At 61.0% G+C, this 22,694-nt stretch carries 23 protein-coding genes; 9 read left to right on the top strand and 14 right to left on the bottom strand.

From position 1 onward, the window contains the following. Nucleotides 1-36: 36 nt before the first annotated feature. The 5 genes from secF to queA all read right to left on the bottom strand — a co-directional run bounded on the left by secF (nucleotide 37) and on the right by queA (nucleotide 5,505). Nucleotides 37-984: a protein translocase subunit SecF gene (gene secF / locus BN1121_RS10305; protein WP_043597769.1), complete on the bottom strand. Its 948-nt coding sequence runs from the start codon at nucleotides 982-984 to the stop codon at nucleotides 37-39. Nucleotides 985-995: 11 nt separating this feature from the next. Further along, nucleotides 996-2,840 (bottom strand): protein translocase subunit SecD, encoded by a 1,845-nt coding sequence (gene secD / locus BN1121_RS10300; protein WP_005355488.1) that lies wholly within the window; start codon nucleotides 2,838-2,840, stop codon nucleotides 996-998. An 18-nt stretch (nucleotides 2,841-2,858) separates the two neighbouring features. Then, nucleotides 2,859-3,194 (bottom strand): preprotein translocase subunit YajC, encoded by a 336-nt coding sequence (yajC, locus tag BN1121_RS10295; RefSeq protein ID WP_005355489.1) that lies wholly within the window; start codon nucleotides 3,192-3,194, stop codon nucleotides 2,859-2,861. Between the two features lie 53 nt (nucleotides 3,195-3,247). Next, the gene (tgt, locus tag BN1121_RS10290; RefSeq protein WP_005355490.1) at nucleotides 3,248-4,384 is read right to left on the bottom strand and encodes a tRNA guanosine(34) transglycosylase Tgt; all 1,137 of its coding nucleotides are present in this window, start codon (nucleotides 4,382-4,384) and stop codon (nucleotides 3,248-3,250) included. Nucleotides 4,385-4,455: 71 nt separating this feature from the next. Continuing rightward, complete coding sequence (gene queA, locus BN1121_RS10285; RefSeq protein WP_005355491.1) at nucleotides 4,456-5,505, bottom strand: tRNA preQ1(34) S-adenosylmethionine ribosyltransferase-isomerase QueA; 1,050 nt, start codon at nucleotides 5,503-5,505, stop codon at nucleotides 4,456-4,458. A gap of 224 nt (nucleotides 5,506-5,729) precedes the next feature. Between queA and BN1121_RS10280 the strand changes: the two genes are divergently transcribed. Beyond that, on the top strand, nucleotides 5,730-6,176 hold the full coding sequence (locus BN1121_RS10280) for a CBS domain-containing protein (protein ID WP_043157725.1): 447 nt from the start codon (nucleotides 5,730-5,732) through the stop codon (nucleotides 6,174-6,176). A gap of 343 nt (nucleotides 6,177-6,519) precedes the next feature. Next, nucleotides 6,520-7,113 (top strand): acyl carrier protein phosphodiesterase, encoded by a 594-nt coding sequence (locus BN1121_RS10275; protein WP_005355495.1) that lies wholly within the window; start codon nucleotides 6,520-6,522, stop codon nucleotides 7,111-7,113. A gap of 14 nt (nucleotides 7,114-7,127) precedes the next feature. Here BN1121_RS10275 and BN1121_RS10270 read toward each other — a convergent pair whose 3' ends face one another. Together BN1121_RS10270 and arsC are read right to left on the bottom strand one after the other, a co-directional pair. Beyond that, nucleotides 7,128-7,511, bottom strand: a complete 384-nt coding sequence (locus BN1121_RS10270) for a DUF2069 domain-containing protein (protein ID WP_005355497.1) — start codon at nucleotides 7,509-7,511, stop codon at nucleotides 7,128-7,130. Further along, nucleotides 7,508-7,858, bottom strand: a complete 351-nt coding sequence (arsC, locus tag BN1121_RS10265) for an arsenate reductase (glutaredoxin) (protein WP_005355499.1) — start codon at nucleotides 7,856-7,858, stop codon at nucleotides 7,508-7,510. Before arsC ends, BN1121_RS10270 begins: the two co-directional genes overlap by 4 nt. 67 nt (nucleotides 7,859-7,925) lie before the next feature. On the opposite strand from arsC, the gene BN1121_RS10260 reads away from it, so the two are divergent. After that, entirely contained in the window at nucleotides 7,926-8,417 is a 492-nt protein-coding gene (locus BN1121_RS10260) for a TlpA family protein disulfide reductase (RefSeq protein WP_043597762.1), read from the top strand. Between the two features lie 43 nt (nucleotides 8,418-8,460). Here BN1121_RS10260 and bepA read toward each other — a convergent pair whose 3' ends face one another. Further along, nucleotides 8,461-9,918 carry a beta-barrel assembly-enhancing protease gene (bepA, locus tag BN1121_RS10255; protein ID WP_005355504.1) on the bottom strand — a complete coding sequence of 486 codons (1,458 nt, stop codon included), beginning with the start codon at nucleotides 9,916-9,918 and terminating at the stop codon, nucleotides 8,461-8,463. A 113-nt stretch (nucleotides 9,919-10,031) separates the two neighbouring features. Here bepA and BN1121_RS10250 point away from each other — a divergent pair, with 113 nt between their 5' ends. From BN1121_RS10250 to BN1121_RS10240, 3 genes are all read left to right on the top strand, one after another. Continuing rightward, nucleotides 10,032-10,265: a sulfurtransferase TusA family protein gene (locus BN1121_RS10250; RefSeq protein ID WP_005355511.1), complete on the top strand. Its 234-nt coding sequence runs from the start codon at nucleotides 10,032-10,034 to the stop codon at nucleotides 10,263-10,265. Further along, on the top strand, nucleotides 10,266-11,330 hold the full coding sequence (locus BN1121_RS10245; protein WP_005355513.1) for an AI-2E family transporter: 1,065 nt from the start codon (nucleotides 10,266-10,268) through the stop codon (nucleotides 11,328-11,330). A 62-nt stretch (nucleotides 11,331-11,392) separates the two neighbouring features. After that, nucleotides 11,393-12,187: a MipA/OmpV family protein gene (locus BN1121_RS10240; RefSeq protein ID WP_005355516.1), complete on the top strand. Its 795-nt coding sequence runs from the start codon at nucleotides 11,393-11,395 to the stop codon at nucleotides 12,185-12,187. 75 nt (nucleotides 12,188-12,262) lie between these two features. On the opposite strand, the gene BN1121_RS10235 is transcribed toward BN1121_RS10240, so the two are convergent. After that, a complete protein-coding gene (locus BN1121_RS10235) occupies nucleotides 12,263-13,063 on the bottom strand; it encodes an alpha/beta fold hydrolase (RefSeq protein ID WP_005355518.1) in 801 nt (266 codons plus the stop codon). Nucleotides 13,064-13,169: 106 nt separating this feature from the next. On the opposite strand from BN1121_RS10235, the gene ppk2 reads away from it, so the two are divergent. Next, nucleotides 13,170-13,973, top strand: coding sequence for a polyphosphate kinase 2 (gene ppk2, locus BN1121_RS10230; RefSeq protein WP_005355520.1), 804 nt, complete (start codon nucleotides 13,170-13,172; stop codon nucleotides 13,971-13,973). 84 nt (nucleotides 13,974-14,057) lie between these two features. Here ppk2 and BN1121_RS10225 read toward each other — a convergent pair whose 3' ends face one another. From BN1121_RS10225 to yejK, 5 genes are all read right to left on the bottom strand, one after another. Beyond that, nucleotides 14,058-15,194, bottom strand: a complete 1,137-nt coding sequence (locus tag BN1121_RS10225) for an ABC transporter ATP-binding protein (RefSeq protein WP_005355522.1) — start codon at nucleotides 15,192-15,194, stop codon at nucleotides 14,058-14,060. A gap of 64 nt (nucleotides 15,195-15,258) precedes the next feature. Continuing rightward, on the bottom strand, nucleotides 15,259-16,149 hold the full coding sequence (malG, locus tag BN1121_RS10220) for a maltose ABC transporter permease MalG (protein ID WP_005355524.1): 891 nt from the start codon (nucleotides 16,147-16,149) through the stop codon (nucleotides 15,259-15,261). Between the two features lie 10 nt (nucleotides 16,150-16,159). Continuing rightward, the gene (gene malF, locus BN1121_RS10215; RefSeq protein ID WP_005355536.1) at nucleotides 16,160-17,809 is read right to left on the bottom strand and encodes a maltose ABC transporter permease MalF; all 1,650 of its coding nucleotides are present in this window, start codon (nucleotides 17,807-17,809) and stop codon (nucleotides 16,160-16,162) included. Nucleotides 17,810-17,881: 72 nt separating this feature from the next. Next, complete coding sequence (gene malE / locus BN1121_RS10210) at nucleotides 17,882-19,063, bottom strand: maltose/maltodextrin ABC transporter substrate-binding protein MalE (RefSeq protein ID WP_005355538.1); 1,182 nt, start codon at nucleotides 19,061-19,063, stop codon at nucleotides 17,882-17,884. Nucleotides 19,064-19,468: 405 nt separating this feature from the next. Further along, entirely contained in the window at nucleotides 19,469-20,488 is a 1,020-nt protein-coding gene (gene yejK / locus BN1121_RS10205) for a nucleoid-associated protein YejK (RefSeq protein WP_005355540.1), read from the bottom strand. A 73-nt stretch (nucleotides 20,489-20,561) separates the two neighbouring features. Here yejK and BN1121_RS10200 point away from each other — a divergent pair, with 73 nt between their 5' ends. Together BN1121_RS10200 and BN1121_RS10195 are read left to right on the top strand one after the other, a co-directional pair. Next, nucleotides 20,562-20,789, top strand: a complete 228-nt coding sequence (locus BN1121_RS10200; protein ID WP_005355541.1) for a YejL family protein — start codon at nucleotides 20,562-20,564, stop codon at nucleotides 20,787-20,789. A gap of 39 nt (nucleotides 20,790-20,828) precedes the next feature. Further along, nucleotides 20,829-22,679, top strand: coding sequence for a DUF3413 domain-containing protein (locus tag BN1121_RS10195; protein ID WP_005355543.1), 1,851 nt, complete (start codon nucleotides 20,829-20,831; stop codon nucleotides 22,677-22,679). Nucleotides 22,680-22,694: the final 15 nt, after the last annotated feature.

Below are 22,694 nucleotides of genomic sequence, written 5' to 3'. Positions count from 1 at the left end.
GAAATGAGAAGAGCGCCCCGAAGGGCGCTCTTCATCTTACGGCATGATCTCCTGCTGATCAGCCCCTTCCTTCTCCACCTGGGGAGGCAGCATGTGTTCACGCTGCACCCCCATGTACATGGCGAACGCACTCGCCACATAGATGGATGAGTAGGTACCGAACGCCACACCGGCCAGCATGGCGGTGGCAAACCCGTGAATGAGCGGGCCCCCCTTGAAGAAGAGGGCCAGCACCACCACCAGGGTCAGACCCGAGGTGATGATGGTACGACTCAGGGTCTCGGTCATGGAGAGATCCAGGATGTAGGGGGTATCGCCCTTACGGATCTTGCGGAAGTTCTCCCGCAGGCGGTCAAACACCACGATCGTATCGTTGAGCGAGTAACCCACTACCGTCATCAGCGCCGCCACCACGGTCAGATCGAACTCGATCTGGAACCAGGCAAAGATGCCGAGGGTGATGGCCAGGTCGTGAGCCAGGGAGATGATGCCCCCCATGGCCAGACGCCACTCGAAACGAAACGCCACGTAGATGAGGATACAGATGATGGAGGCCAGCATGGCCAAGGCACCATCGGTCGCCAACTCTTCACCCACCGAAGGACCGACAAACTCCACCCGCTTGAGCGCCGCGGCCGGGTTGAGGGTCTGCGCCGCCGCCAACACCTGACGGCCCTGCTCGTCGACCTTGATGCCCTCGTGGGGCGCCAGGCGGATCAGCACATCCTGGCTCGAGCCAAAGTGCTGCAGGGTTGCCCCCTCGATCCGGTTCGACTCCAGGGCGGAGCGCACCTCATCGAGGGAGACCGTCTGCTGGAAGCCCACTTCGATGATGGTACCGCCGGTGAAGTCCAGCCCCCAGTTCAACCCCTTCTGAGCCAGGGCAACCATGGAGAGCACCACCAGCGCCAGGGAGAAGATCACCCCCGGCTTGGCATACCGCATGAAGGGGATCGGCTTTTCAAAATGCAGAATCTGAAACATCGCAACTCCCCTCAGATGGGCAACTTGTCGAGGCGACGACCACCCCAACCGAGGTTGATGATGGCGCGCGAGACGGTGATGGCGGTGAACATGGAGATGGTCAGACCGATCCCCAGGGTCAGCGCGAAGCCCTTGATGGGGCCAGTGCCGATGCCAAACAGGATCACCGCAGTAATCAGCGAGGTGATGTTGGAGTCGGCGATGGTGGAGAAGGCACGGTCGAAGCCCAGATGGATCGCCTGCTGCACACCGCGCCCTGCTCGCAGTTCCTCACGGATCCGCTCATAGATAAGCACGTTGGCATCGATGGCCATGCCCAGGGTCAGCACGATACCGGCGATCCCCGGCAGGGTCATGGTCGCCCCCGGGATCATCGACATCACGCCCACCAGCAACACCAGGTTGAGGCACAGCGCCAGGTTGGCCACCCAGCCGAAGGTTCGGTAGTAGATGCCCATGAACAGGACGATGACCACCATACTCCACATCATGGCCTGCAGACCGCTGTCGATGTTCTGCTGCCCCAGGCTCGGGCCTATGGTGCGCTCTTCGACGATCTGGATCGGGGCGATCAGGGCACCGGCGCGCAGCAACAGAGCCAGGTTGTGGGCTTCGTTGGCGTTGTCGATGCCGGTGATGCGGAACTGGCTACCAAGGCGCGATTGAATGGTGGCGACGTTAATCACCTCCTCATTCTTGCGGAACTTGCGCTTGCCATCCGGACCCGGCTCGCCGACCGGCTTGTACTCGATGAAGACGGTGGCCATGCCTTTACCGACGTTGTCCTTGGTGAAGGCGGCCATCTTGTTACCACCCTGGCCATCGAGCTTGATGTTCACCTGGGGACGGCTGTACTCATCAAAGCCCGACTGGGCGCCGACGATATGATCACCGGTCAGGATGATGCGCTTTTGCAGCACCACGGGGCGACCGTTGCGATCCGCGTAGAGCTTGGAGCTCGGCGGTACGCGGCCGGACTGGGCGTCCGCGGTCTCGTCCACCATGTGGAACTCCAGTGTCGCGGTGGCGCCCAGGATCTCCTTGGCGCGCGCTGTGTCCTGGATACCCGGCAGTTCGACCACGATGCGATCGGCACCTTGCTGCTGAACCAGCGGCTCGGCAACACCCAGCTCGTTGACCCGGTTACGGATGATGGTGATGTTCTGCTCGAGGGCGTACTTGCGTACTTCCTTGAGTTTCTGCTCGCTCATGGCGGCGCGCAGCACAAACTGACCGTCCGCAGACTCCTTGTTGAAGGTGATGTCCGGGTTCAGGCGGCGCAGGTGGGAGACCGCCTTATCCAGGCTCTCCTGGTCGCGGAAACGCACCAACACCTGATCGCCACCGCGGTTCACACCCGAGTAGCGGATCTTCTGGTTGCGCAGTTCACTGCGAAAATCCTGCACCATCTGCTCTTGCTGCTTGGCGATCGCCTCGTCCATGTCCACTTCCATCAGGAAGTGCACACCACCGCGCAGATCGAGACCGAGCTTGAGCGGGGCGGCACCGACGCTCTCCAGCCAGGCCGGCGTGGAGGGAGCCAGGTTCAGGGCGACCACAAAGTCGTCGCCCAGCTTGGCTGCCACGAGATCGCGCGCCTTGAGCTGGGCTTCGGTGTTGGTGAAACGGATCAGGATCTGGCCCTGTTCAAAGGCGGCATGCTTGATCGGAATGCCGGCCTCATCGATGATGCCTTTAACCTGTTCCAGGGTGCTCAGTTGCACCTCGGCTCCACGGCTGGCAGAGACCTGCAAAGCCGGATCTTCACCGTAAAGATTGGGGGCTGCATAGAGAAAACCGATGGCGATCACCAGGATCACCATCAGGTTCTTCCACAGCGGGAAGCGGTTTAACACGCTGTGCTCCTCGGGAGATTACAGGGACTGGATAGAGCCCTTGGGCAGAACGGCGGTCACGAAATCACGCTTGATGGTGACCTGGGTCTGATCGTTCAGGGCCAGGACCAGGTAGTCATTCTCGGCAGAGACCTTGGTGATCTTGCCGACCAGACCGCCGGATGTGAGCACTTCGTCACCCTTGGTGAGGGAGCCCATCAGGTTCTTGTGCTCCTTCACGCGCTTGGCCTGCGGGCGGTAGATCATGAAGTAGAAGATAAGGCCGAACACGGCCAGCATGATGATCATTTCCATGCCGCCACCCTGGGGAGCGGCAACACCGGCGTCAGCATAAGCCTTGGAGATAATGCTCATTTAAAAACCTCTCTGGTCAGTAATAATCCGTGAGTTCACAACAACGAAGGGCCTTACTCGGTGGCCGCTTCTGCCAGGGGGGGAACGGGCTTCCCTTGCCGACGGTAAAACTCAGTTACAAAGTCGTCTAATTTACCCTGCTCGATCGCGTCCCGCAAACCCTGCATCACGCGCTGGTAATAGCGCAGGTTGTGGATGGTGTTCAGTCGAGCGCCGAGGATTTCATTACACTTGTCCAGGTGATGCAAGTAACTACGGCTGTAGTTTTGACAGGTGTAACAGTCGCACTCGGCATCCAGGGGGCTGGTGTCATCCTTGTGCTTGGCATTGCGGATCTTGACCACACCGTCGGTGGTGAAAAGATGACCATTACGGGCGTTGCGGGTCGGCATCACGCAGTCGAACATGTCGATACCGCGGCGCACCCCTTCCACCAGGTCCTCCGGCTTGCCCACCCCCATCAGGTAGCGCGGCTTGTCGGCCGGGATCTTCGGGCAGACGTGCTCGAGGATACGATGCATGTCCTCTTTCGGCTCACCCACGGCCAGGCCACCCACGGCGTAACCGTCGAAGCCGATCTCCAGCAGGCCGTCGAGGGAGACGTCGCGCAGGGGCTCATAGACAGAGCCCTGGATGATGCCAAACAGGGCATTCTTGTTGCCGAGCTCGTTGAAACGCTGGCGCGAGCGCTTGGCCCAGCGCAGGGACATCTCCATGGACTTGCGCGCCTCTTCATAGGTCGCGGGATAGGGAGTGCACTCGTCGAAGATCATCACGATATCGGAGCCGAGATCGTACTGGATCTCCATCGACTTCTCGGGGGAGAGGAAGATCTTGTCGCCGTTGATGGGGTGACGGAAGGTCACTCCCTCCTCGGTGATCTTGCGAATGTCGCCGAGGCTGAATACCTGGAAGCCACCGGAGTCGGTCAGAATGGGACCGTGCCAGTTCATGAAATCGTGCAGATCCCCGTGCAGGCGCATGACCTCTTGGCCCGGACGCAGCCAGAGGTGGAAGGTGTTACCCAGCAGGATCTCGGCACCGCTCTGGCGCACCTCTTCCGGGGTCATCCCCTTGACGGTGCCATAGGTACCCACCGGCATGAAGGCCGGGGTCTGTACGGTACCGCGCTCGAATACCAGCTGGCCACGGCGAGCGCGGCCATCGGTGGTTTTCAGTTCAAATTTCATCATTTACCTCGATAAAGCCAGAGAAACAGTCTGACGGTGTGGGGCCTTGCCCCGATAGCGGCCGCCGTCGATCAGCGGCCGCGGCGACGGGTGATGAACATGGCATCCCCGTAGCTAAAGAAACGATACTGCTCGGCCACCGCCTCACGGTAGGCCGCCATCACGTTGTCATAGCCGGCGAAGGCGCTGATCAACATGATGAGGGTCGATTCGGGCAGGTGGAAGTTGGTGACCATGGCGTCCACCACCTGAAACTCGAAACCCGGATAGATGAAGATATCGGTATCGCTGAAGAACGGCGCCAGTGGCTGGCCCTGAGCCAGGGTCACCCTGGCCGCGCTCTCGAGAGAGCGTACCGAGGTGGTACCAACGGCGATCACCCGGCCACCGCGGGCACGGGTCGCCGCGATGGCGTCCACCACCTCCTGGGGCACCTCGGCATACTCCGAGTGCATATGGTGATCTTCGATCTTGTCGACGCGCACCGGCTGGAAGGTGCCCGCCCCCACGTGCAGGGTCACGAAGGCGGTCTCGATGCCCTTGGCGCGGATCGCCTCGAGCAGGGACTCGTCAAAATGCAGGCCGGCGGTGGGCGCGGCCACCGCGCCCGGCTTGGCGTTATAGACGGTCTGGTAGCGCTCCTTGTCGGCGTCCTCGTCGGGGCGGTCGATATATGGGGGCAACGGCATGTGGCCGATGGCGTCCAGGATCTCCAGCACAGGGCGCGGGTCGAGGAAGTGGATCTCGAACAGGGCGTCGTGACGGGCACGCATCTCGGCCTCCACGCCCCCATCCAGGATCAGACGAGTGCCCGGCTTGGGCGCCTTGGAGGCGCGCACGTGGGCAAGCACAGCGTGCTCACCCAGGATCCGCTCCACCAGGACCTCCAGCTTGCCGCCGCTCGCCTTCTGGCCAAACATGCGGGCCGGAATGACGCGGGTGTTGTTAAACACCAGCAGATCGCCGGGATTGAGCAGATTGAGAACATCGACAAACTGGCCATGGCGGCGCGCACCGCTCTCACCGTCCAGCTGCAACAGGCGGCTGGCGGTACGCTCGGCGGTGGGATAACGGGCAATCAGTTCATCGGGAAGGTCGAAATGGAAATCGGATACTTGCATCACACACCTCGGAAAACCGGCGGCTAGTCTAGTTATCCCCCCCCGCCGTGGCAACTCAAAATGGCCCCGACTCACCATCTTTCGGCCCGTGACAACCGTTACCGGCCGATTTTGTGATGCCGGGCTGGTTGCGCAAGCTTTAACAAATTGTCTTGACCTTGATCAATCGGCGCCACGGCGCCGCGAGTAAGGTGAAAGAAGAAGGCCGCCGCGAGGAGAACACCATGATCACCCTATCCGAAATCATGACCGAGAACCCCTTCACTCTTGGCCCGGAGAACAGCCTCAAACAGGCCGTCGAGCTGATGAGCCAGGAGAAGATCCGCCACATCCCCATCGTCAACCACGAACATCAGCTGCTGGGGCTGGTGACCCTGAGCGATGTGCTGGCCAGTCGAGAGTCCAAGCTCTTCGTCATTACGCAGGAGCGGGAAGCGGAATTTACCGACAGCGTGCGGCTCGATGAGATCATGACCCGCAACGTGGCCTGGGTCGATCCTCATGCCGGCATCAAGGAGGCGGCGCTCTACCTGCAACGCCACAAGTACGGCTGCCTGCCCGTGGTGGAGCGTGGCAAGCTTGTCGGCATTGTGACCGACAGCGACTTCATCGGCGTCGCGATCAACCTGCTCGAAGTGATGGAGGAGCGGGAGCCGGACAGCGACGCATGATCCAACAATTACGTAATAAAATTACACAGCGTGGGTTATTTGTACTAAAAAACGAGATGTCAGCTGAAAGCATTTCAATTTAGTGTTTTATTACAAAAAACAATTGAAATGCGACCCAGCTCACACTATTATCTCTACCGCAAGATTGCTGAAGGGGGGGCTGCGGAGTGTGCTCCCGTTGCGTCTCCTTCCCGTGTGCAAGTTTGCGACACCCCATAGTTTGTCTTTGCTGCCACTGGCAGCACTTTCTAAAGCCATTCCTTGTTGATTCTCCGGCCCTCTGGCCGGTTTTTTTTTGCCCCTGGTTCCATTAGGCTCAAGAGATCCCGCACGAGAGCCTCCCATGAACTATCTCGCCCACCTCCATCTCGCTGACCACACCCATACCTCCCCGCTGGGCAACCTACTGGGGGACTTCGTCAAGGGCCCCCTGCCGGGCGATCTCCCGCCCGAGCTCAGGCTGGGCATCCGCCTGCATCGCGCCATCGACGTGTTCACCGACCGCCACCCCGAACACAGGGCGGCGGTTGCCACTCTCCCACCGCCCTGGCGCCGCTATGGCCCGATCCTGGTCGACATGCTCTACGACCACTGGCTGAGCCGCCATTGGACCCGCTTCGAACCCGGGGGGCTCTCCCCCTTTCTCGCCAAGCACTATCAAGGGCTGCTGACGAGCCGGCATCCACTGCCGCCCCCCCTCAGGCGCATGGCCGAGCAGCAGTGGCTGGGCAGCTATATGGAGTGGGACGGGATAGCCCGTGCTCTGGACGGAATAGGGCTGCGACTGCGAAGACCGCTCCCCCTGGGGGATGGCGCGCGTCAGTTGGCGGCGGTCAGCCGGGAGCACATGGAGCAGGGATTCTTGCGCTTCTATCCCACACTGATGGGGTTTGCACGCGAGGAGGCCGAGCGCTTGAAACGGGAAGAGGCGGGATAACCCACCTCTTTCTCTTATTTCGCCTGTTGTTTCTCTTTCTTGATCCCGAGCCCCAACTCCCGGCCGCGTAGCCGGGCGTAGTAGGTGCAACCCACGAAAGCGATGCTGGTGAGCAGCAACTCGACCAGTGCCAGGGTGCGCTCCCCCTCGTCCGCGGTGACCAGGGTCAGCGAGTGCAGAAAGTAGAACATCAGTACGAAGTTGGCCCAGGCGTGGGTATAGGGTTTACCCGCCAGAATGCCGCGCAGGGGAAACAGCAGGGGCACGACCCAGATAGTCAGCAGCAGGGCGCTGCTGATCTCCGGATGAGGGGAGAGCCAACCATGCCACAGCACGACCCACACCAGTAATCCGAGATAGCCACTCAGGGCCAGCCAACGGGCAACAGTACTCGTCACTTGATGATCTCCAGCACCTGCTCGGGCGGGCGACCGATGCGGGCACGTCCGTCACAGACGACGATGGGGCGTTCGATGAGCTTGGGATGCTCGGCCATGGCGCGGATCAGGGCATCCCCCGACTGCTCGGCCAGCCCCAGCTCGCGGTAGAGCTCCTCCTTGGTACGCATCAGCTGACGCGGGTCGTCAAACCCCAACAGGGTCAGCAGCTCGCGGATCTCCGCCTCGCCGGGAGCCTGCTCCAGATAGAGGGTAACGGCGGGCTCAATCCCCTGCTCGGAGAGCAGGGCCAGGGTTTCTCGGCTCTTGGAACAGCGCGGATTGTGGTAAATTCTGACTCGGCTCATGAGGCCTCCCGTGGCAGCTAATTAACGGCCGCCATTGTAGGGGAAACACGTGGAGAAACATAACTGAATGAAACGAATTTGTTGGGCAGTTGTGGCCAGCCTGCTGCTCGGTGGCTGTGGCAAGATCACCCAGTTTGAGAAGCAGTCGAGTGAACCTGTCGCCCTCAGCGAGTTCTATGGCCGCCCCCTCTTGATCAACTACTACGCTCCCTGGTGTGCCCCCTGCCAGAAGGAGTTGCCCCTTCTGCAGGAGATGGTCACCCGGCACGGCTTGCAGGTGTTGCTGGTCAGCTATGATGCGACAACCCGGGAGGAGCTCGTCCGTCAGGGCGCGCCCCTTCCCCCTCAGCTGCCTCTGATTCGGCAACTGCCCGACGCCAGACTCCCCTATGCCAGGCCCCAGGCACTGCCCACCAGCTACCTGCTCGATGCGAGTGGACGCCTCAAAGAGACCATCACGGGTGAACTCTCTCCCCAGAAGGTCGATGAGCTGGTGGCAAGCATGCTCACCCCGCTCCCCCGCCCGGAGCCCTGGGTCATCTACAGCTCCAAACAGTAACGATGCGGCCCCTTCACGGGGCCGCCTCTCTATTCACGTCGGGTTAGCGCTTGAGCGCCTCAAGCTCCTTCTGGGCCTGCTCGAGCTGGGTGATCCGCGCCTCGATCCGGGCCAGAGTGAGCTTGTCACTGGTGGTGCCGCGGCCGACGATCATCTCGTCGATGGCGGCCTGGTAGTCACCACGCAGCGCCAGCTGCTCGGCCCGGGAGAGGTGAAGATCGGTCACCCGTCCCGCCTTGCGATAGGCATCGGCCAACATGCTCCAGGCCAGACTGTTATCCCCGTGGCTGCGCACATAGGGATCGAGCAGGGCTATGGTCTGCTTGGTCTGGCCACTCTCGAGCAGGGCATTGGCCAGGTTGATGATGACCACCTCGTTGTCGGGCATGCGACGCTTGGCCGCTTCGAGGCGAGCGATCGCGTCTTTGTTGCGCCCCTTGGCCAGATCGATGTCGGTCAGGGTATCGATGACGAAGAGATCTTCCGGATGGCGGCTCGCCAGCTCCTTCATGATGGTGTCGGCCTCGTCATAGCGCTTGAGTTGCACCAGGGCCAACGCCTTGCCGTACAGGGCCGCGTCCTTGAGGCCATAGTCTCCCTTGGCCAGACGGGCATCGAAGTAGCTCAGCATGCCGGCGGCACTCTCGTTGCCATAGCGCACCTGGATGCGGGCCTTGGCCATCAGGAAATCGAGGCTGGGGTCGACCCGCCTGGCCTGGTAGCTGGCGGCTCTCGCCCGCGCCTCGGAGATCCGGGTCTCGGGCAGGGGGTGGGTGAGCAGCATCTCGGGCGGCTTGCTCGTGTAGCGGTATTCCGCCGCCAGCTTCTGGAAGAAGTTGGCCATCCCCATGGGCTCGAAACCGGCGTCATACAGGGTCTTCATGCCGATGCGATCGGCCTCGAACTCGTTGTCGCGGGTATAGTTGATGGCCGACTGCATGGAGAGCCCCATGGTCGTCGAGAGGGCCGCGATACCGGCGGTGGGGTTGATCACCGCGAGCGCAATCGAGCCGACCAGACCGGCCAGGGTCATGGGTGTGTTGCTGGCCTGGGCCTCGAGATAGCGGGCGATGTGACGCTGGGTCACGTGGGTGATTTCGTGAGCCAACACAGAGGCGAGCTCGCTCTCGTTATCGGCGTAGAGAAACAGCCCGGTGTGCACCTTGACCCGCCCGCCGAGGAAGGCGGCGGCGTTGATGCTGCTGTCGTTGATGAGGAAGAAGGTAAAGGGAAAGCGCACCCCCTCTGCGTTGGCGAGCAGGCGCTGCCCTATGCTGTCGAGGTATTCGCTCAGCACGGGATCGTCGATGATGGGCAGACCGGCGCGGGCAAAGCGCATGAAGGCATCCCCGTAACGCACCTCCTGCTCGATGGGCAATGCCACCACACCGGCGGTCCCGATGTCGGGCAGTTGATTATTGGCAAATACCGGCTGAGTCGCACCGCAGAGGGCGGCGACCAGCAGGGGAATACAGGCTGCGGCGGGGGACTTTCTGGCCACGATCTCTCTCCTTCGGATGGGCCTGCGCAGGATAACCTTGCCATCTGGCCCCCACAAGCGTTGTTTAACCGTCGTCACAGGGCAATAATACGGGGCCGCAGGAGGGAGAGACGATGGAGAGAGTGGATCTGAGAGCCCTGCGCTGCCCCGAGCCCCTGATCCGGGTCAAGCTCTGGCTGCGCGAGGCAGCCACGGGGGATGAGCGCGAGCTGCTGCTCTGCGATCCGGGCTCACGCCGGGATATCCCCCGCTACCTCACCCGAATGGGACACCACTGGGAGACTTGCGAAGAGTCTGCCGAACATCTGCACTTGAGAGTGCAGGTCTGTCACAAGGAATTGCTCTGAATGTTTGATGTCATCAGGCGCTGGTACAAGTCCCGCTTCTCCGATCCGGATGCGGTCGCCCTCTTCCTGCTGCTGCTCAGCGGCTTTGCCGTCCTCTGGTGGTTTGGCAACCTGCTCGGCCCCTTCCTGGTGGCACTGGTGCTGGCCTACCTGCTGGAGTGGCCGGTGGCCAGGCTGCAACGACTGGGATTGTCGCGTACCCTCGCGACGGCGCTGGTGGTGACCCTCTTTCTCGCCTGCATGATCATGCTCTTGCTGGGCCTGGTGCCGACCCTGGTCGTGCAGGGGATCAATCTGGCCAAAGAGGCGCCCACCATGCTCGGCCACAGCCAGGACTTTGTTCGCAACCTGCCGGAGAAGTACCCTGAGCTTATCGACATCTCGCTGGTCGAGAGCGTCATCGACACCATACGCCAACGCATCCTCGCCCTCGGCGAGAGCCTGGTCGCGGCCTCCTTAAGCTCGCTGGTGAGCATAGTCACCCTGCTCATCTACCTCATCCTGGTGCCCCTGCTGGTCTTCTTCATGCTCAAAGACAAGCAGACTCTGCTCAGCGGCTTGCAGCGCTTCCTGCCGCGCAACCGGGCCCTGGTTCGTCAGGTGTGGCTCGAGATGAACGACCAGATCGTCAACTACATCCGCGGCAAGGTGATGGAGATCCTCATCGTCGGCGTCGCCACCTATCTGCCGTTTGCTTTTCTCGGCCTGCGCTACGCGGCTCTGCTGGCGGTGGCCGTCGGCTTCTCGGTGCTCATCCCTTATATTGGCGCCGTGGTGGTGACGGTGCCCGTCGCCATGGTGGCACTGTTCCAGTGGGGGCTGACGCCGGAGTTCGCCTGGTTGATGATCCTCTATCTGGTGATCCAGGGGCTCGACGGCAACGTGCTGGTGCCTGTGCTCTTCTCCGAGGCGGTCAACCTGCACCCGGTCGCCATCATAGTCGCCGTGCTCTTCTTCGGCGGCCTGTGGGGATTTTGGGGCGTCTTCTTCGCCATCCCGCTGGCCACCCTGGTGAAGGCCGTGCTCAACGTCTGGCCCAAGCGCGACGAGCAGCCCCAGGAGTGAACCTTCCCCCCTGCTCTATGCCCCGATACACTGGGGCATTGCCCAGCCCAAGGAAGTGGCCCATGACCCTCAGCAAGCGTCTTCTCCTGTTACTCTCCCTTATCCTGATCGGCCCGGCCCGGGCCGATATCGATCTCGGTGCCCTCAGCGCCTTCTCCAGCGACAGCCCCAGCAGCCCCATCCCCAAAGGATTGGTGCTGGGCGGTGCTCTCATCGGCGGTCAGGCACGCTACCAGCACCAGGACGACGCCCTGCTACCCATTCCGGGCGCCCTCTATTTTGGTGACGATCTCATGTATCTGGGGGACAGGGCCCGCTACTACCTCAGCCGGGAGGGGGGCTTGTCGACCTATGCCTTCGGCCGGGTACGCCTTGGCAACCTGGACCCGGACGATGATCCCTTCCTGCACGGCATGAACAGGCGCAAAGGCGAGGTTGAGGCGGGCCTTGGGGCTGATCTCATCACTCCCTATGCCCTGCTGAGCATGCGCGCCGCCACTGACGTGACCGGCACCAGCGACGGCCAGGAGGTGATGCTGTGGGCCAACTTCCCCATCATCCGTGGCCCGCTGCTGCTGATGCCTGGGGCCGGGGTGATGCTGCGCAGCCACAACCTCGCCAACTACTACTTTGGCGGTGTCTCACAGGAGGAGACCAGGGCCGGGCGAGCGGCGTGGAACACGGGGACGACGCTCTCTCCCATGGTCTCCCTCATCGGCAGCTATCGTTTCAATGCCCACTGGATTGGCGGCTTTGGCGTCAACTACGAGCGTTACGACGACGGCATAGCGGACAGCCCCATCGTTCAGCACAGGGGCGAGCTCTATGCAGGCCTGGGTCTCGGCTATATCTGGTAACGCCCAGACCACACCCGCACCAAAGAGAAAAGGAGCCCATGGCTCCTTTTCTTGTTATCCGGCAGCGCCAGCATCTCACAGGCCGGCCAGAAACTCCCCCAGCGCGGCGTTGACGAAGGCGGGGTTCTCCAGGGTGGATATGTGGCCGGCTCCCGGGATCTCGATAAAGCGGCAACCGCACGCCTCAGCCATCAAATAGCCCTCCAGCACCGGACGCGCCTTGTCCTCGCAGCCGGTCATCACCAGGGTCGGGCAGGTGAGGCTCTCGAGCCACTCCATGCGATCGGCGCGGGTGACGAAGCTGCGCCCCACCGCCACCATGGCCGCGACCTTGGTGGCGGGCCAGCTGGCCAGCCGAGCCTTGAAATCGACCATCAGGGCCGGCTCGGCCTGGTTGGCAAAAAACAGCGGCGCCACCTGCTCGATGATGGGTGCCGGAATGGTGCCCACCTGCTCGATCGCCCCCAGCATGCCGAGGTAGCGCTCACAGGTGATCTGGGGCTCGAGGCCGACGAAGGTATCCATCAGCACCAGGCCTTTGATGCGCGCTGGCGCCATATTGGCCAGCTCCAGACCCCACATGCCGCCGATCGACAGCCCCACCAGGATGAATTCGTCGATGCCAAGCGCATCGAGCAGGGCCAGATGATCCCGGGCGAGCTCCGCCAGGGTGAGGCGACCGGCCTCCAGGGCATCGGAGTCCCCGTGTCCCCACAGCTCGGGTACGATGCAGCGATACTGCCCCTTGAGGGCCTCCACCTGGGGCGCCCACATGGCACTGTCCCACAGGTAGCTGTGGCCAAACAGGATGACGGGGCCCTGACCCTCATCCAGATAGGCGAGGCTGCGCCCGCCGAGCTCGATCCGCTGTTTCATCGATAGATCCATTCTCATAACAGAAGCGGCAGTTTAACACAGACAGACTAGCCACCCCTGCTCCGACTAGTGCATGCTCATCAGAGACCGACAAGGAGAGCAAAGGATGGCCAAAGAGAAGATCAAACGACTCGACAAGAAGCTCTACGAGCACCACCTGGCGCATCTGCAGGAGGAGCTGGTCAAGCTGCAGGAGTGGGTCAAACAGGAACACCTCAAGGTGGTGGTGCTGTTCGAGGGGCGCGACGCCGCCGGCAAGGGGGGCGTCATCAAGGCGATCACCGAGCCGCTCAATCCCCGGGTCTGTCGGGTGACCGCCCTGCCCGCCCCCTCGGACAGGGAGCGCTCCCAGTGGTATTTTCAGCGTTACGCGGCCCATCTGCCGGCCGCCGGCGAGATGGTGCTGTTCGACCGCTCCTGGTACAACCGGGCCGGGGTCGAACGGGTGATGGGCTTTTGCAGCGACGAGGAATACCGGGAGTTTCTGCGCGCCTGCCCCGAGTTTGAGCGCATGCTGATCCGCTCCGGCATCATCCTCATCAAGTACTGGTTCTCGGTCAGCGACGAGGAGCAGGAGAAGCGCTTCAAGGAGCGCATCAACACCCCCATCAAGCGCTGGAAATTCAGCCCCATGGATCTGCAGTCCCGCTCCCGCTGGGCCGAATACTCGCGCGCCAAGGACGATATGTTCACCTACACCGACACCCAGGACAGCCCCTGGTTCGTGGTGGATGCCGACGACAAGCGGCGGGCCCGGCTCAACTGCATCACCCATCTGCTCTCCAAGATCCCCTACCAGGCGATTCACTACGAGCAGGTGAAGCTACCGCCTATCAACAAGCAGGGCTACGAGCGCCCCCCCATCACCAGCCAGACCTTCGTGCCGGACATCACGGCAGAGCTGCAATAAAAAGCCGGCCCAGAGGGCCGGCAAAAGTGATAACACTGCATTGGAAATCCGATCTCCCGGCCATCCTGGCCGGGAGCTTGCACCTTAGGTGCGGTTGTAGCGTGCGGTGCGGGGGAAGGCCCGCTCCTTGGCATCGAACAGATAGCAGGCCTCGGCCGGGATCCCGACGCTGAACTGCTGACGCGCCTCGACCACCAGATCCGCATTGGCCTTGACGGTGAAGTCGTGACCATCGACCTCCATGTAGACGAAGGACTCGGCCCCCAGATGCTCGGCCACCTGCACTGTGCCGGTCACCAGGTTGTCGGCGTGGTCGTGGTCAGTCGGCACCAGGTGCTCGGGACGAATCCCCAGCTCCACCTCATCACCTACCTGGCCACGGCGGGCATCGACCCGGGCGCGCACCTTGTCGCCCGTGGTCAGGGTCACCACACACTCCTGCTCACCGATCTCGCTCAGGGTCCCCTTGAGGAAGTTCATCTTGGGGGAGCCGATAAAGCCGGCCACGAACTTGTTGTCCGGGTTGTGGTAGAGCTCGAGCGGGGTACCGAACTGCTCCAGGTTGCTCTCGGCCTCACCCTTGAGCGGGCTCAGCACCACGATGCGGTTGGCCAGGGTCATGGCTTCCACCTGATCGTGGGTCACATAGATGATGGTGGAGTTGAGTTCCTTGTGCAGCTTGGCGATCTCGATACGCATCTTGACCCGCAGGGCGGCGTCGAGGTTGGAGAGCGGTTCGTCAAACAGGAACACCTGGGGCTGCTGCACGATGGAGCGGCCGATGGCCACCCGCTGGCGCTGACCGCCGGAGAGGGCCTTGGGCTTGCGCTCGAGCAGCGGCTCGAGACCGAGGATCTCGGCGGCGCGCATCACCCGCTTGTGGATGGTCTCCTTGTCCATCTTCTTGAGCTTGAGGCCGAAGGCCATGTTCTCGTAGATGTTCATGTGCGGATAGAGGGCGTAGGACTGGAACACCATGCCCACGTTACGCTCAACCGGCGGGACGTCGTTCATGTAACGACCGCCGATGGAGAGCTCACCGCTGGTGATGTCCTCCAGACCCGCGATCATCCGCAGCAGGGTGGACTTACCGCAGCCGGACGGGCCGACGAAGACGATAAACTCCCCTTCCTTGATGTCCAGGTTGATGTTACGCAAGGTGTCCTTGTGGACCGCCGGATCGTAGTTCTTGCGAACGCTTTTAAGTACAACTTCTGCCATGACAGGCTCCGCTCAAAAATCGTTTTAACCTGGCGGCGGGGCGCCCCCGCCGCCTGTGAATGCATCAGCCCTTGACGCCGCCGGCCGTCAGACCACCCACCAGCCAGCGCTGGGCCAGCAGGAAGACGACTGTGATGGGGAAGCCGGAGAGTACGGCCGCCGCGGCGAAGTCACCCCACAGGTAGTTCTGCGGGTAGAGGTATTGCTGGGCACCGACCGCCAGGGTCAGGCTGTTCACATCCGACAGCAGGATGGACGCCATCGGCACCTCGGTGATCGACCCGATGAAGGCGAGGATGAAGACCACCGCCAGGATCGGCACCGACAGGGGCAGCAGGATCAGGCGGAACGCCTGCCACGGCGTGGCGCCGTCGATGGCCGCCGCCTCTTCCAGGGAGGAGTCGATGGTCTCGAAGTAGCCCTTGATGGTCCACACGTGCAGGGCAATCCCCCCCATGTAGGCCAGGATCAGGCCGCCATGGGTGTTGAGCCCGAGCCAGGGGATGTATTCACCAATCTTGTTAAACAGGGCGTAGATGGCCACCAGCGCCAGCACGGCCGGGAACATCTGGAACACCAGCATCCCCTTGAGGATGGTGGCCTTGCCACGAAAACGCAGACGGGCGAAGGCGTAGGCGCAGGTGGTAGAAAGCACCACGATAAACAGGGCGGTGAGGCCCGCTATCTTGATGGAGTTCCACAGCCAGGTCAGCACCGGGAACGGCGGCGGAGTGATGCTGCCGTCCGGGTTGGTGACCGGGATGCCCAGCGCCAGCCGCCAGTGATCCAGGGTCGGATTGGTGGGGATGATCTCCCCCACCGAGAAGTTGCCGTTTCTAAAGGAAATGGCGATGACCATGATCAGCGGGAAGATGATCAGCGCCACGAAACACCACATCACCAGATGGGTGGCCCAGACCCGATACTTCACCGATTTGGGTTGTACGATTGCCATGGGTCTCTCCTTAGATCTTGTCCGCTTTGGTCAGCTTCAGGTTGAGCAGGGCCAGTGCACCGACAATCAGGAAGATGGCGGTAGCGATGGCGCTGGCCAGACCGTAGTCCTGACCGCCCGACCCCTGGAACGCGATCCGGTAGGTGTAGCTCACCAATAGATCCGTGGTCCCGGCCGGGGTGGTGGCACCTATGATGTCCGGCGCCCCGTTGGTGAGCAGCTGGATCAGCACGAAGTTGTTGAAGTTGAAGGCGAACGACGCAATCAGCAGGGGGGTCAACGGCTTCATCAACAGGGGTACCGTGATCTTGAAGAAGTTCTGCACCGGACCGGCTCCGTCCATGGCGGAGGCCTCGTAGAGGTCTTCCGGGATGGCCTTGAGCAGACCCATGCAGAGGATCATCATGTAGGGGTAACCCAGCCAGGTGTTGACGATGAGGATCATGGTCTTGGCCAGCATGGGACTGGTGTACCAGTCCGGCTTGATGCCGAAGGCCGCCTCGAGGAAGAGGTTGATCTCACCGAAGTTCTGGTTGAACAAGCCCTTGAACACCAGGATCGAGATGAACGCCGGGATCGCATAGGGCAGGATCAGCATGACCCGATAGAAGCCGCGTCCCTTGAGCTCTTCCCACTGCACCAGACAGGCCAGCACCATACCGATGGCCAGGGTGAAGGCGACCGAGCAGGCGGAGAAGATGACGGTCCAGATGAAGATCTGCAGGAAGGGTCCCTGGATACCCGGATCCGTGACGATACGGGCAAAGTTCTTCCAGCCCACGGCGACCACGAAACCGGGTGCGACGCTCTTGCCGACAAACTGACCCTGTTCATCGATGTACTGGTAGAAACCTGTCTCCTGGTTGGGCAGCATCAGCTGACCGCTCTGGTTGTCGCGCAGCAGGTTGCCATCCTTGATGACCACGCCGGATTTGAGCACGGCGCCGTCGGTCAAACGGCTGTATTGGCTCTTTTGAGCCGCGAACTTGCGCAGGCTGCTCATGGTCAGCATGACGCCGTCCGGCAGACGCAGGTTAAGACGGTTAAGATCGCTGCGATGGCCCACAATCTCGCGGATCGGGGCTGCCGCTGCGGTCACCTCATCGGTCACCGGCTGCAGAGACACCTCTTTGGCTTCGCCGGCGGCGACGCCCTGTTTGGTGGCCAGATCCAGCGTCTTGTTATCCATCAGGCTCAGCGGATGGCTGATAAAGGCTTGGTCTCCCTGTTTCAGCAGCAGCTGAAACTGATTGTTTTCACCACTAACCAGGGTGAAATCGTACTCACCGCCCTGCACCTTGTAGGTTTTTTTAAGGTGATACTCCCGAGCCTGCTCCATGGAGAGGAGGTTAGCGCCCGAGTAGTTGGTGAAGGCGATGCCGATCGTGTAGGCAAGAGGGAAGATGATAAAAACAACCATGCCAGCCACACCGGGGAAAATGTAGCGGTGGGCATAGGTCTTCTTGTTCATGAAGACATAAAGTCCGACAGAGACGACCACCAGGTCGAGCAGGGCAAATACCCACTCACCGCTGGCGTACATCATGACTGCCGCATAACCATTGAGGACGGCGACCAGCGCCGCCATGGTCCACTTCAGCCAGACATACTTGTCTTTCTTCGGACCGGCATAGGATTCGATAGAAGGTACTACTTCCATGCCAATTAACCTTTATAACGCCAAGAGAGTAGAGAGTGCGGGAGGCGCTTGGCCTCCCGCTGGGTGGTGCAATTACTGAACGATACGCTTGGCAGCAGTATCCAGGGCCTCATCAACACCCTGACGACCGGAGGTCACGTTCTTCAGTGCGGTCTCGAAGGAAGACCAGAAGCGGCTCATCTCCGGAACGGACGGCATCGGCTCGCCTGCCTGGGCATTGGCCATGGTGGCCTTGATGCGGGCATCGCTCTCCAGCGTCTTCTGGAAGGACTTCAGCGCCACGGCGCCCAGGGGCTTGTCGGCATTCACCGGCGCCAGACCGCCATCGGTCAGCAGGTAGTTCTCGAGGAACTCGATGGCCAGGTCCTTGTTCGGGCTGGCGGCGTTGATGGTGGCACCCAGCACGCCCACGAAGGCCTTGGCCGGCTTGCCGTTCAGGGTCGGCAGCGGCGCCACGCCATACTTCATGCCGGTCTTGTCCAGGTTGCTCCAGGCCCAAGGACCGTTGATCATCATGGCCACTTCGCCCTTGTTGAACTTGGCGTCCATCACACCGTAGTCGATGCCCTTCTCCAGGTGACCGTTCTTGATCATCTCGGAGATGTACTTCACGCCCGCCTTGGCGCCTGCATTGGCCACGCCGGTGTCTTTCACGTCATAACCGGTGGCGGTCTTCTTGAAGGCGTAACCACCGTTGGCGGCCACCAGCGGGTAGCTGAAGTAGGGGGTGTCATAGGCCCACATGATGGCGCGCTTGCCATCTTTCTTCATCTTCTCGTCGATCTGGGCGATCTCTTCGAAGGTCTTGGGCGGCTCGGGCAGCAGATCCTTGTTGTAAATCAGGCTCACGGCTTCGACGGCGACCGGGTAGCCGTAAGTCTTGCCATCCACGGTCATGGCATCCCAGGCGAATTGTTCAAACTTGGCCTTCTCGGCATCGCTCGGGGTGACAGGCACCAGCAGACCGGCCTTGACCCACTCACCGTAACGGTCGTGAGCCCAGAAGAAGATGTCCGGACCGTTGCCGGTGGAGGCGGCTTGCTGGAACTTCACTTCTACCTGATCCGGGTGAGCCACGGTCACCTTGACACCGGTCTCGGCCTCGAACTTCTTGCCGATCTCGGCCAGGCCGTTATAGCCCTTGTCGCCGTTGATCCAGATGGTCAGCTGACCCTCTTCGATGGCGGCAGAAGCAGTACCGGCAACACCCAGGGTGGCCAGAGCAATCAGGGAGGAGAGCAATTTCTTTTTCATGAGCCTTTCCTTGTCGTGGGACAGCGAAGAGTGTCAACGCTGTAAATAACTGTGTGTGCGGGGCTCATAGTAGCCGATGCCTATTTTGGCTCACATGACGCAACTCGCATTTTTTGAAATGCAATTACGTCTTTTCTTCCAATAACTTATGAAAGCATTTTCAACAGCAGCCCGATATCGTGACAGGGATCTCACGTAACAAAATGAAACATGAAAAATAATTACCATAGTGAAATTTAGCCACAGCAATGAAAGGGCTTTCAAATAAATGAAAACCCTTTCAGATGTGCGCGGAGCGTATTTTGTTACTAAAAGCCGCTGATGAATTTCCAACTCCTGCCGCCGCCACGATGAAAAAGCCCCCAGACGGGGGCTTTTAATATATTTGTGATAATGATCACGTCATCAACTATGGCGCAGCAGCTGGTCCTTGAGATTGGGGGGAACCCCTTTGACGGTCAGGGTGTCGGTATCGGGATCGTAGAAGACGCGGCTGCCGAGCAGCTTCTGATCGAAGCTCATGGTCAGGCCGCCGCCTGAGCCGACAAACTTGGTCAGGCCGCGCAGGGTGCTGCGATCGACCGGGAAACGCTCCTCGAGCTGGTACTCGTCCCCGACGAAGCTATAGAAGTCGAGATCATCTTTGGCGGGCAACTCGGCCGACAGCTCGCGCAGCTCTATCTCTTCACCGGCACTGGCCTGCTCGCTGCAATACTTGAATACCTGCTTCTTGTATTCGCGGCTCTCCTCGGCGGGCAGCTGCCTGGTCTCGCAATACTGCTCGACGGCCTGCAGCAGCCCCTTGTTCTGCATCTTGGGATCCATCCCCTCGCGGATACCAAACAACTCGATGAAGAGATCGCCGAGTTTACGGCCCACCCGCCCCTTGCTGAAGGTGACATAACGGCGCGAATCGCTCTGGGTCTGCCACTCGGTGAGATCGACCCGGGCGACCAGATTCATCTTGCCGATATCGAGATACTGGATGTGGCGCAGCTCCAGGGTATCGCTCACGGTCACGCTCTCCTTGCTGTCGAGCAGGGCCAGCAGCAGATAGTCGACCCCCACATACTGATAGCGCGCCACCAGCAGCACGCCGTGCTCATCGAGACCGTGCCGGACCAGGGTCTCAACCAGCTGGTTGGTCAGCTGCTCGGAGAAGGGCACAAAATCGAGCGACCCCTGACGCAGGGCAGTCAGCCCATCGCGAAAACGGAGATCCGGGCTCTCCTCCCCGTCGGACGGCTCGGCGAAGTAACCAAAGCCCTTGCCCCCCTTGCCGTTGTAGATGCGGTGCAGCTCTGCCATCAGACCCTGTACGGCATCGTCCACCGCCAGCAATTGGGAATGGGAATCCGCCTGGGGACGGCCTTCGGCGTCCAGTCGCAGGGAGTGAAGAATGATCTTGTCGATATCGAGACTCATGTCACAAAGCCATAGTGTTAGCCAAGAGGGTGGGGTATTATAAGGCGCTTTGAACCGAGATGAATCCAAGATTATGCCCATCGTATCAAAGTACAAAAACGAGCAGTTTGACGCCCTGATGAACGAGCTCATCGCCGTGCTGGAACAGAGCAAGGCGCCGGTGGATCTCAGCCTCATGGTGCTGGGCAATCTCGCCACCAACATCATCAACGAACTGCCCCAGGCACAGCGCCAGGCCATCGCCGAGAAGTTCGTGCAGGCCCTGACCGCCTCCGTGGACAAAGGCAACCAGCCTCACTGAGTATCCGGTCCGTTTCCAACCTGAACCTGATGGACGAGTATGGTCGAAACCGGCAACCCCTATCGTGATAATGTCTCTCGCCTGATCACCTGGGGACATTGGTTCTGCTTCTTCAATATTCTGCTGGCCATGTTGATTGCTACCCGCTATCTGGGGGCGATTCCCTGGCCGTCGACCACCCTTGGGGTTGCCTATCTGGTGGTCAGCTGGATTGGTCACTTCTCCTTCCTGGGATTTATCACCTATCTGCTCACCATCTTCCCGTTGAGCTTCGTGCTGCCCAAAGAGAAGGTGCTGCGCTTCAGTGCCGTGCTGGTCAGCACGCTCGCACTGCTGTTACTGCTGCTCGACACCCAGATCTTCCAGCTCTTCAAGTTTCACCTCAACGGTCAGATGTGGCCGCTGCTACTGGAGCAGGCCCAGACCGAGGAGGGCACCAGCTGGAGCATGCTGTTCATCGCCGTGCCCAGCCTGTTGCTCGTCGAACTGCTGCTCTCGGCCTACACCTGGCGCAAGATCAACAAGCGCAAACGCCGCCAGTATGGCAATCAGGTGGGCGTGCTGCTGCTGTCCTGCTTCGTGCTGACCCACCTGGTCAACAGCTGGGCTGATGCCACCCTCTATCAGCCCATCACGGCTCAGAAGGCCAACTTCCCCCTCTCCTACCCCATGACGGCCCGCACCTTCCTGGCCAAGCATGGCTGGCTGGATCTGGCCGAGTATGAGAAAGCCGCCAAGAGCCAGCAGGAGAGCGAGGGCGGCGAACGGCTGCGCTATCCGCTGCGAACTCTGAGCGTCGAGCTCCCCGAGCAGCGCTATAACCTGCAGGTGGTGGTGGTCGACTCACTGCGCTTTGACATGCTCAACAACATCAACATGCCAAATCTGCAGCGCTTTGCCGATCAGCACCAGCTCTACCGCTCCCACCTCTCCGGTGGTAACGGTGCCCTCAGCGGCCTGTTCACTCTGTTCTACGGGCTGCCGGGTCACTACATGGCCGACATGGGGCGCGAGAAGCGTTCACCGCTCCTGTTTGACGAGTTGCAGCGGCAGGATTATCAGTTCGGCCTGTTTGGCCCCCTCAAGGGCGATCCTCTCTATCGCAATACCCTGCTCTCCGGACTGCGCAAGCAAGTCTTTGTCTCCGACCAGTCCGACGACGGCGCCCTGATCGCCCAGTGGAGCCAGTGGCTGGGTGAGCGCAGTGGCGAGCGCCCCTGGTTCTCCCTGCTCTACCTCAACTCGGTGGGCAGTTATGCGACACCGGCCGGCTTCCAGGGCCCGTTCCAACCGACCCTGAAACAGTTCAATCCGGCCACCGCCTACCGCAAGGAGCATCGCCAGAAGCTCGAGAACAGCTACAAGAACGCGGTCTTCTACGTAGACCAGCTGCTCGAGCAGATCACCGCCGGGCTCCAGCAGCGGGGGATGCTCGACAATACGGTCGTGGTCATCACCGCCGACCACGGGCTCGAGTTTAACGATTCCGGGCGCAACAACTGGGGTTATGGCAACAACTTCTCCCCCTATCAGGTGCAAGTTCCCCTGGTGATCGCCTGGCCCGGCATGCAGCCGAGCGTGGTTAACCGGGATACCAGCCACCTGGATTTGGCGCCCACCCTGATGCAGGGGATGCTGGGGGTCCGTAACGCCCCCCGGGACTATGCCAGCGGTCACTCACTCTTCACGCCAGGGGAAAGGCCCTGGACACTGAGCGGTGATGGCCAGGAGTTCGCCATCTATCAGGGCGATGTGATCACCCACTTCGACAAGCGGGGTGACTTCGAGTTGCTGCGCCGACGTGATTACACCCCCCTGAACCACGCCAACCCGGACATGGGCATGCTGGTGCAGGTGATGAACGAGCTCAACCGCTTCTACCGCCAATAATCCACACCCCGCCTC

Origin of the sequence: Aeromonas diversa CDC 2478-85 (assembly GCF_000819805.1) — a bacterium.
Classification (GTDB): domain Bacteria; phylum Pseudomonadota; class Gammaproteobacteria; order Enterobacterales; family Aeromonadaceae; genus Aeromonas; species Aeromonas diversa.
The sequence above is the reverse complement of the archived record's forward strand: the minus strand, read 5'-3'. Positions and strand labels throughout refer to the sequence as shown.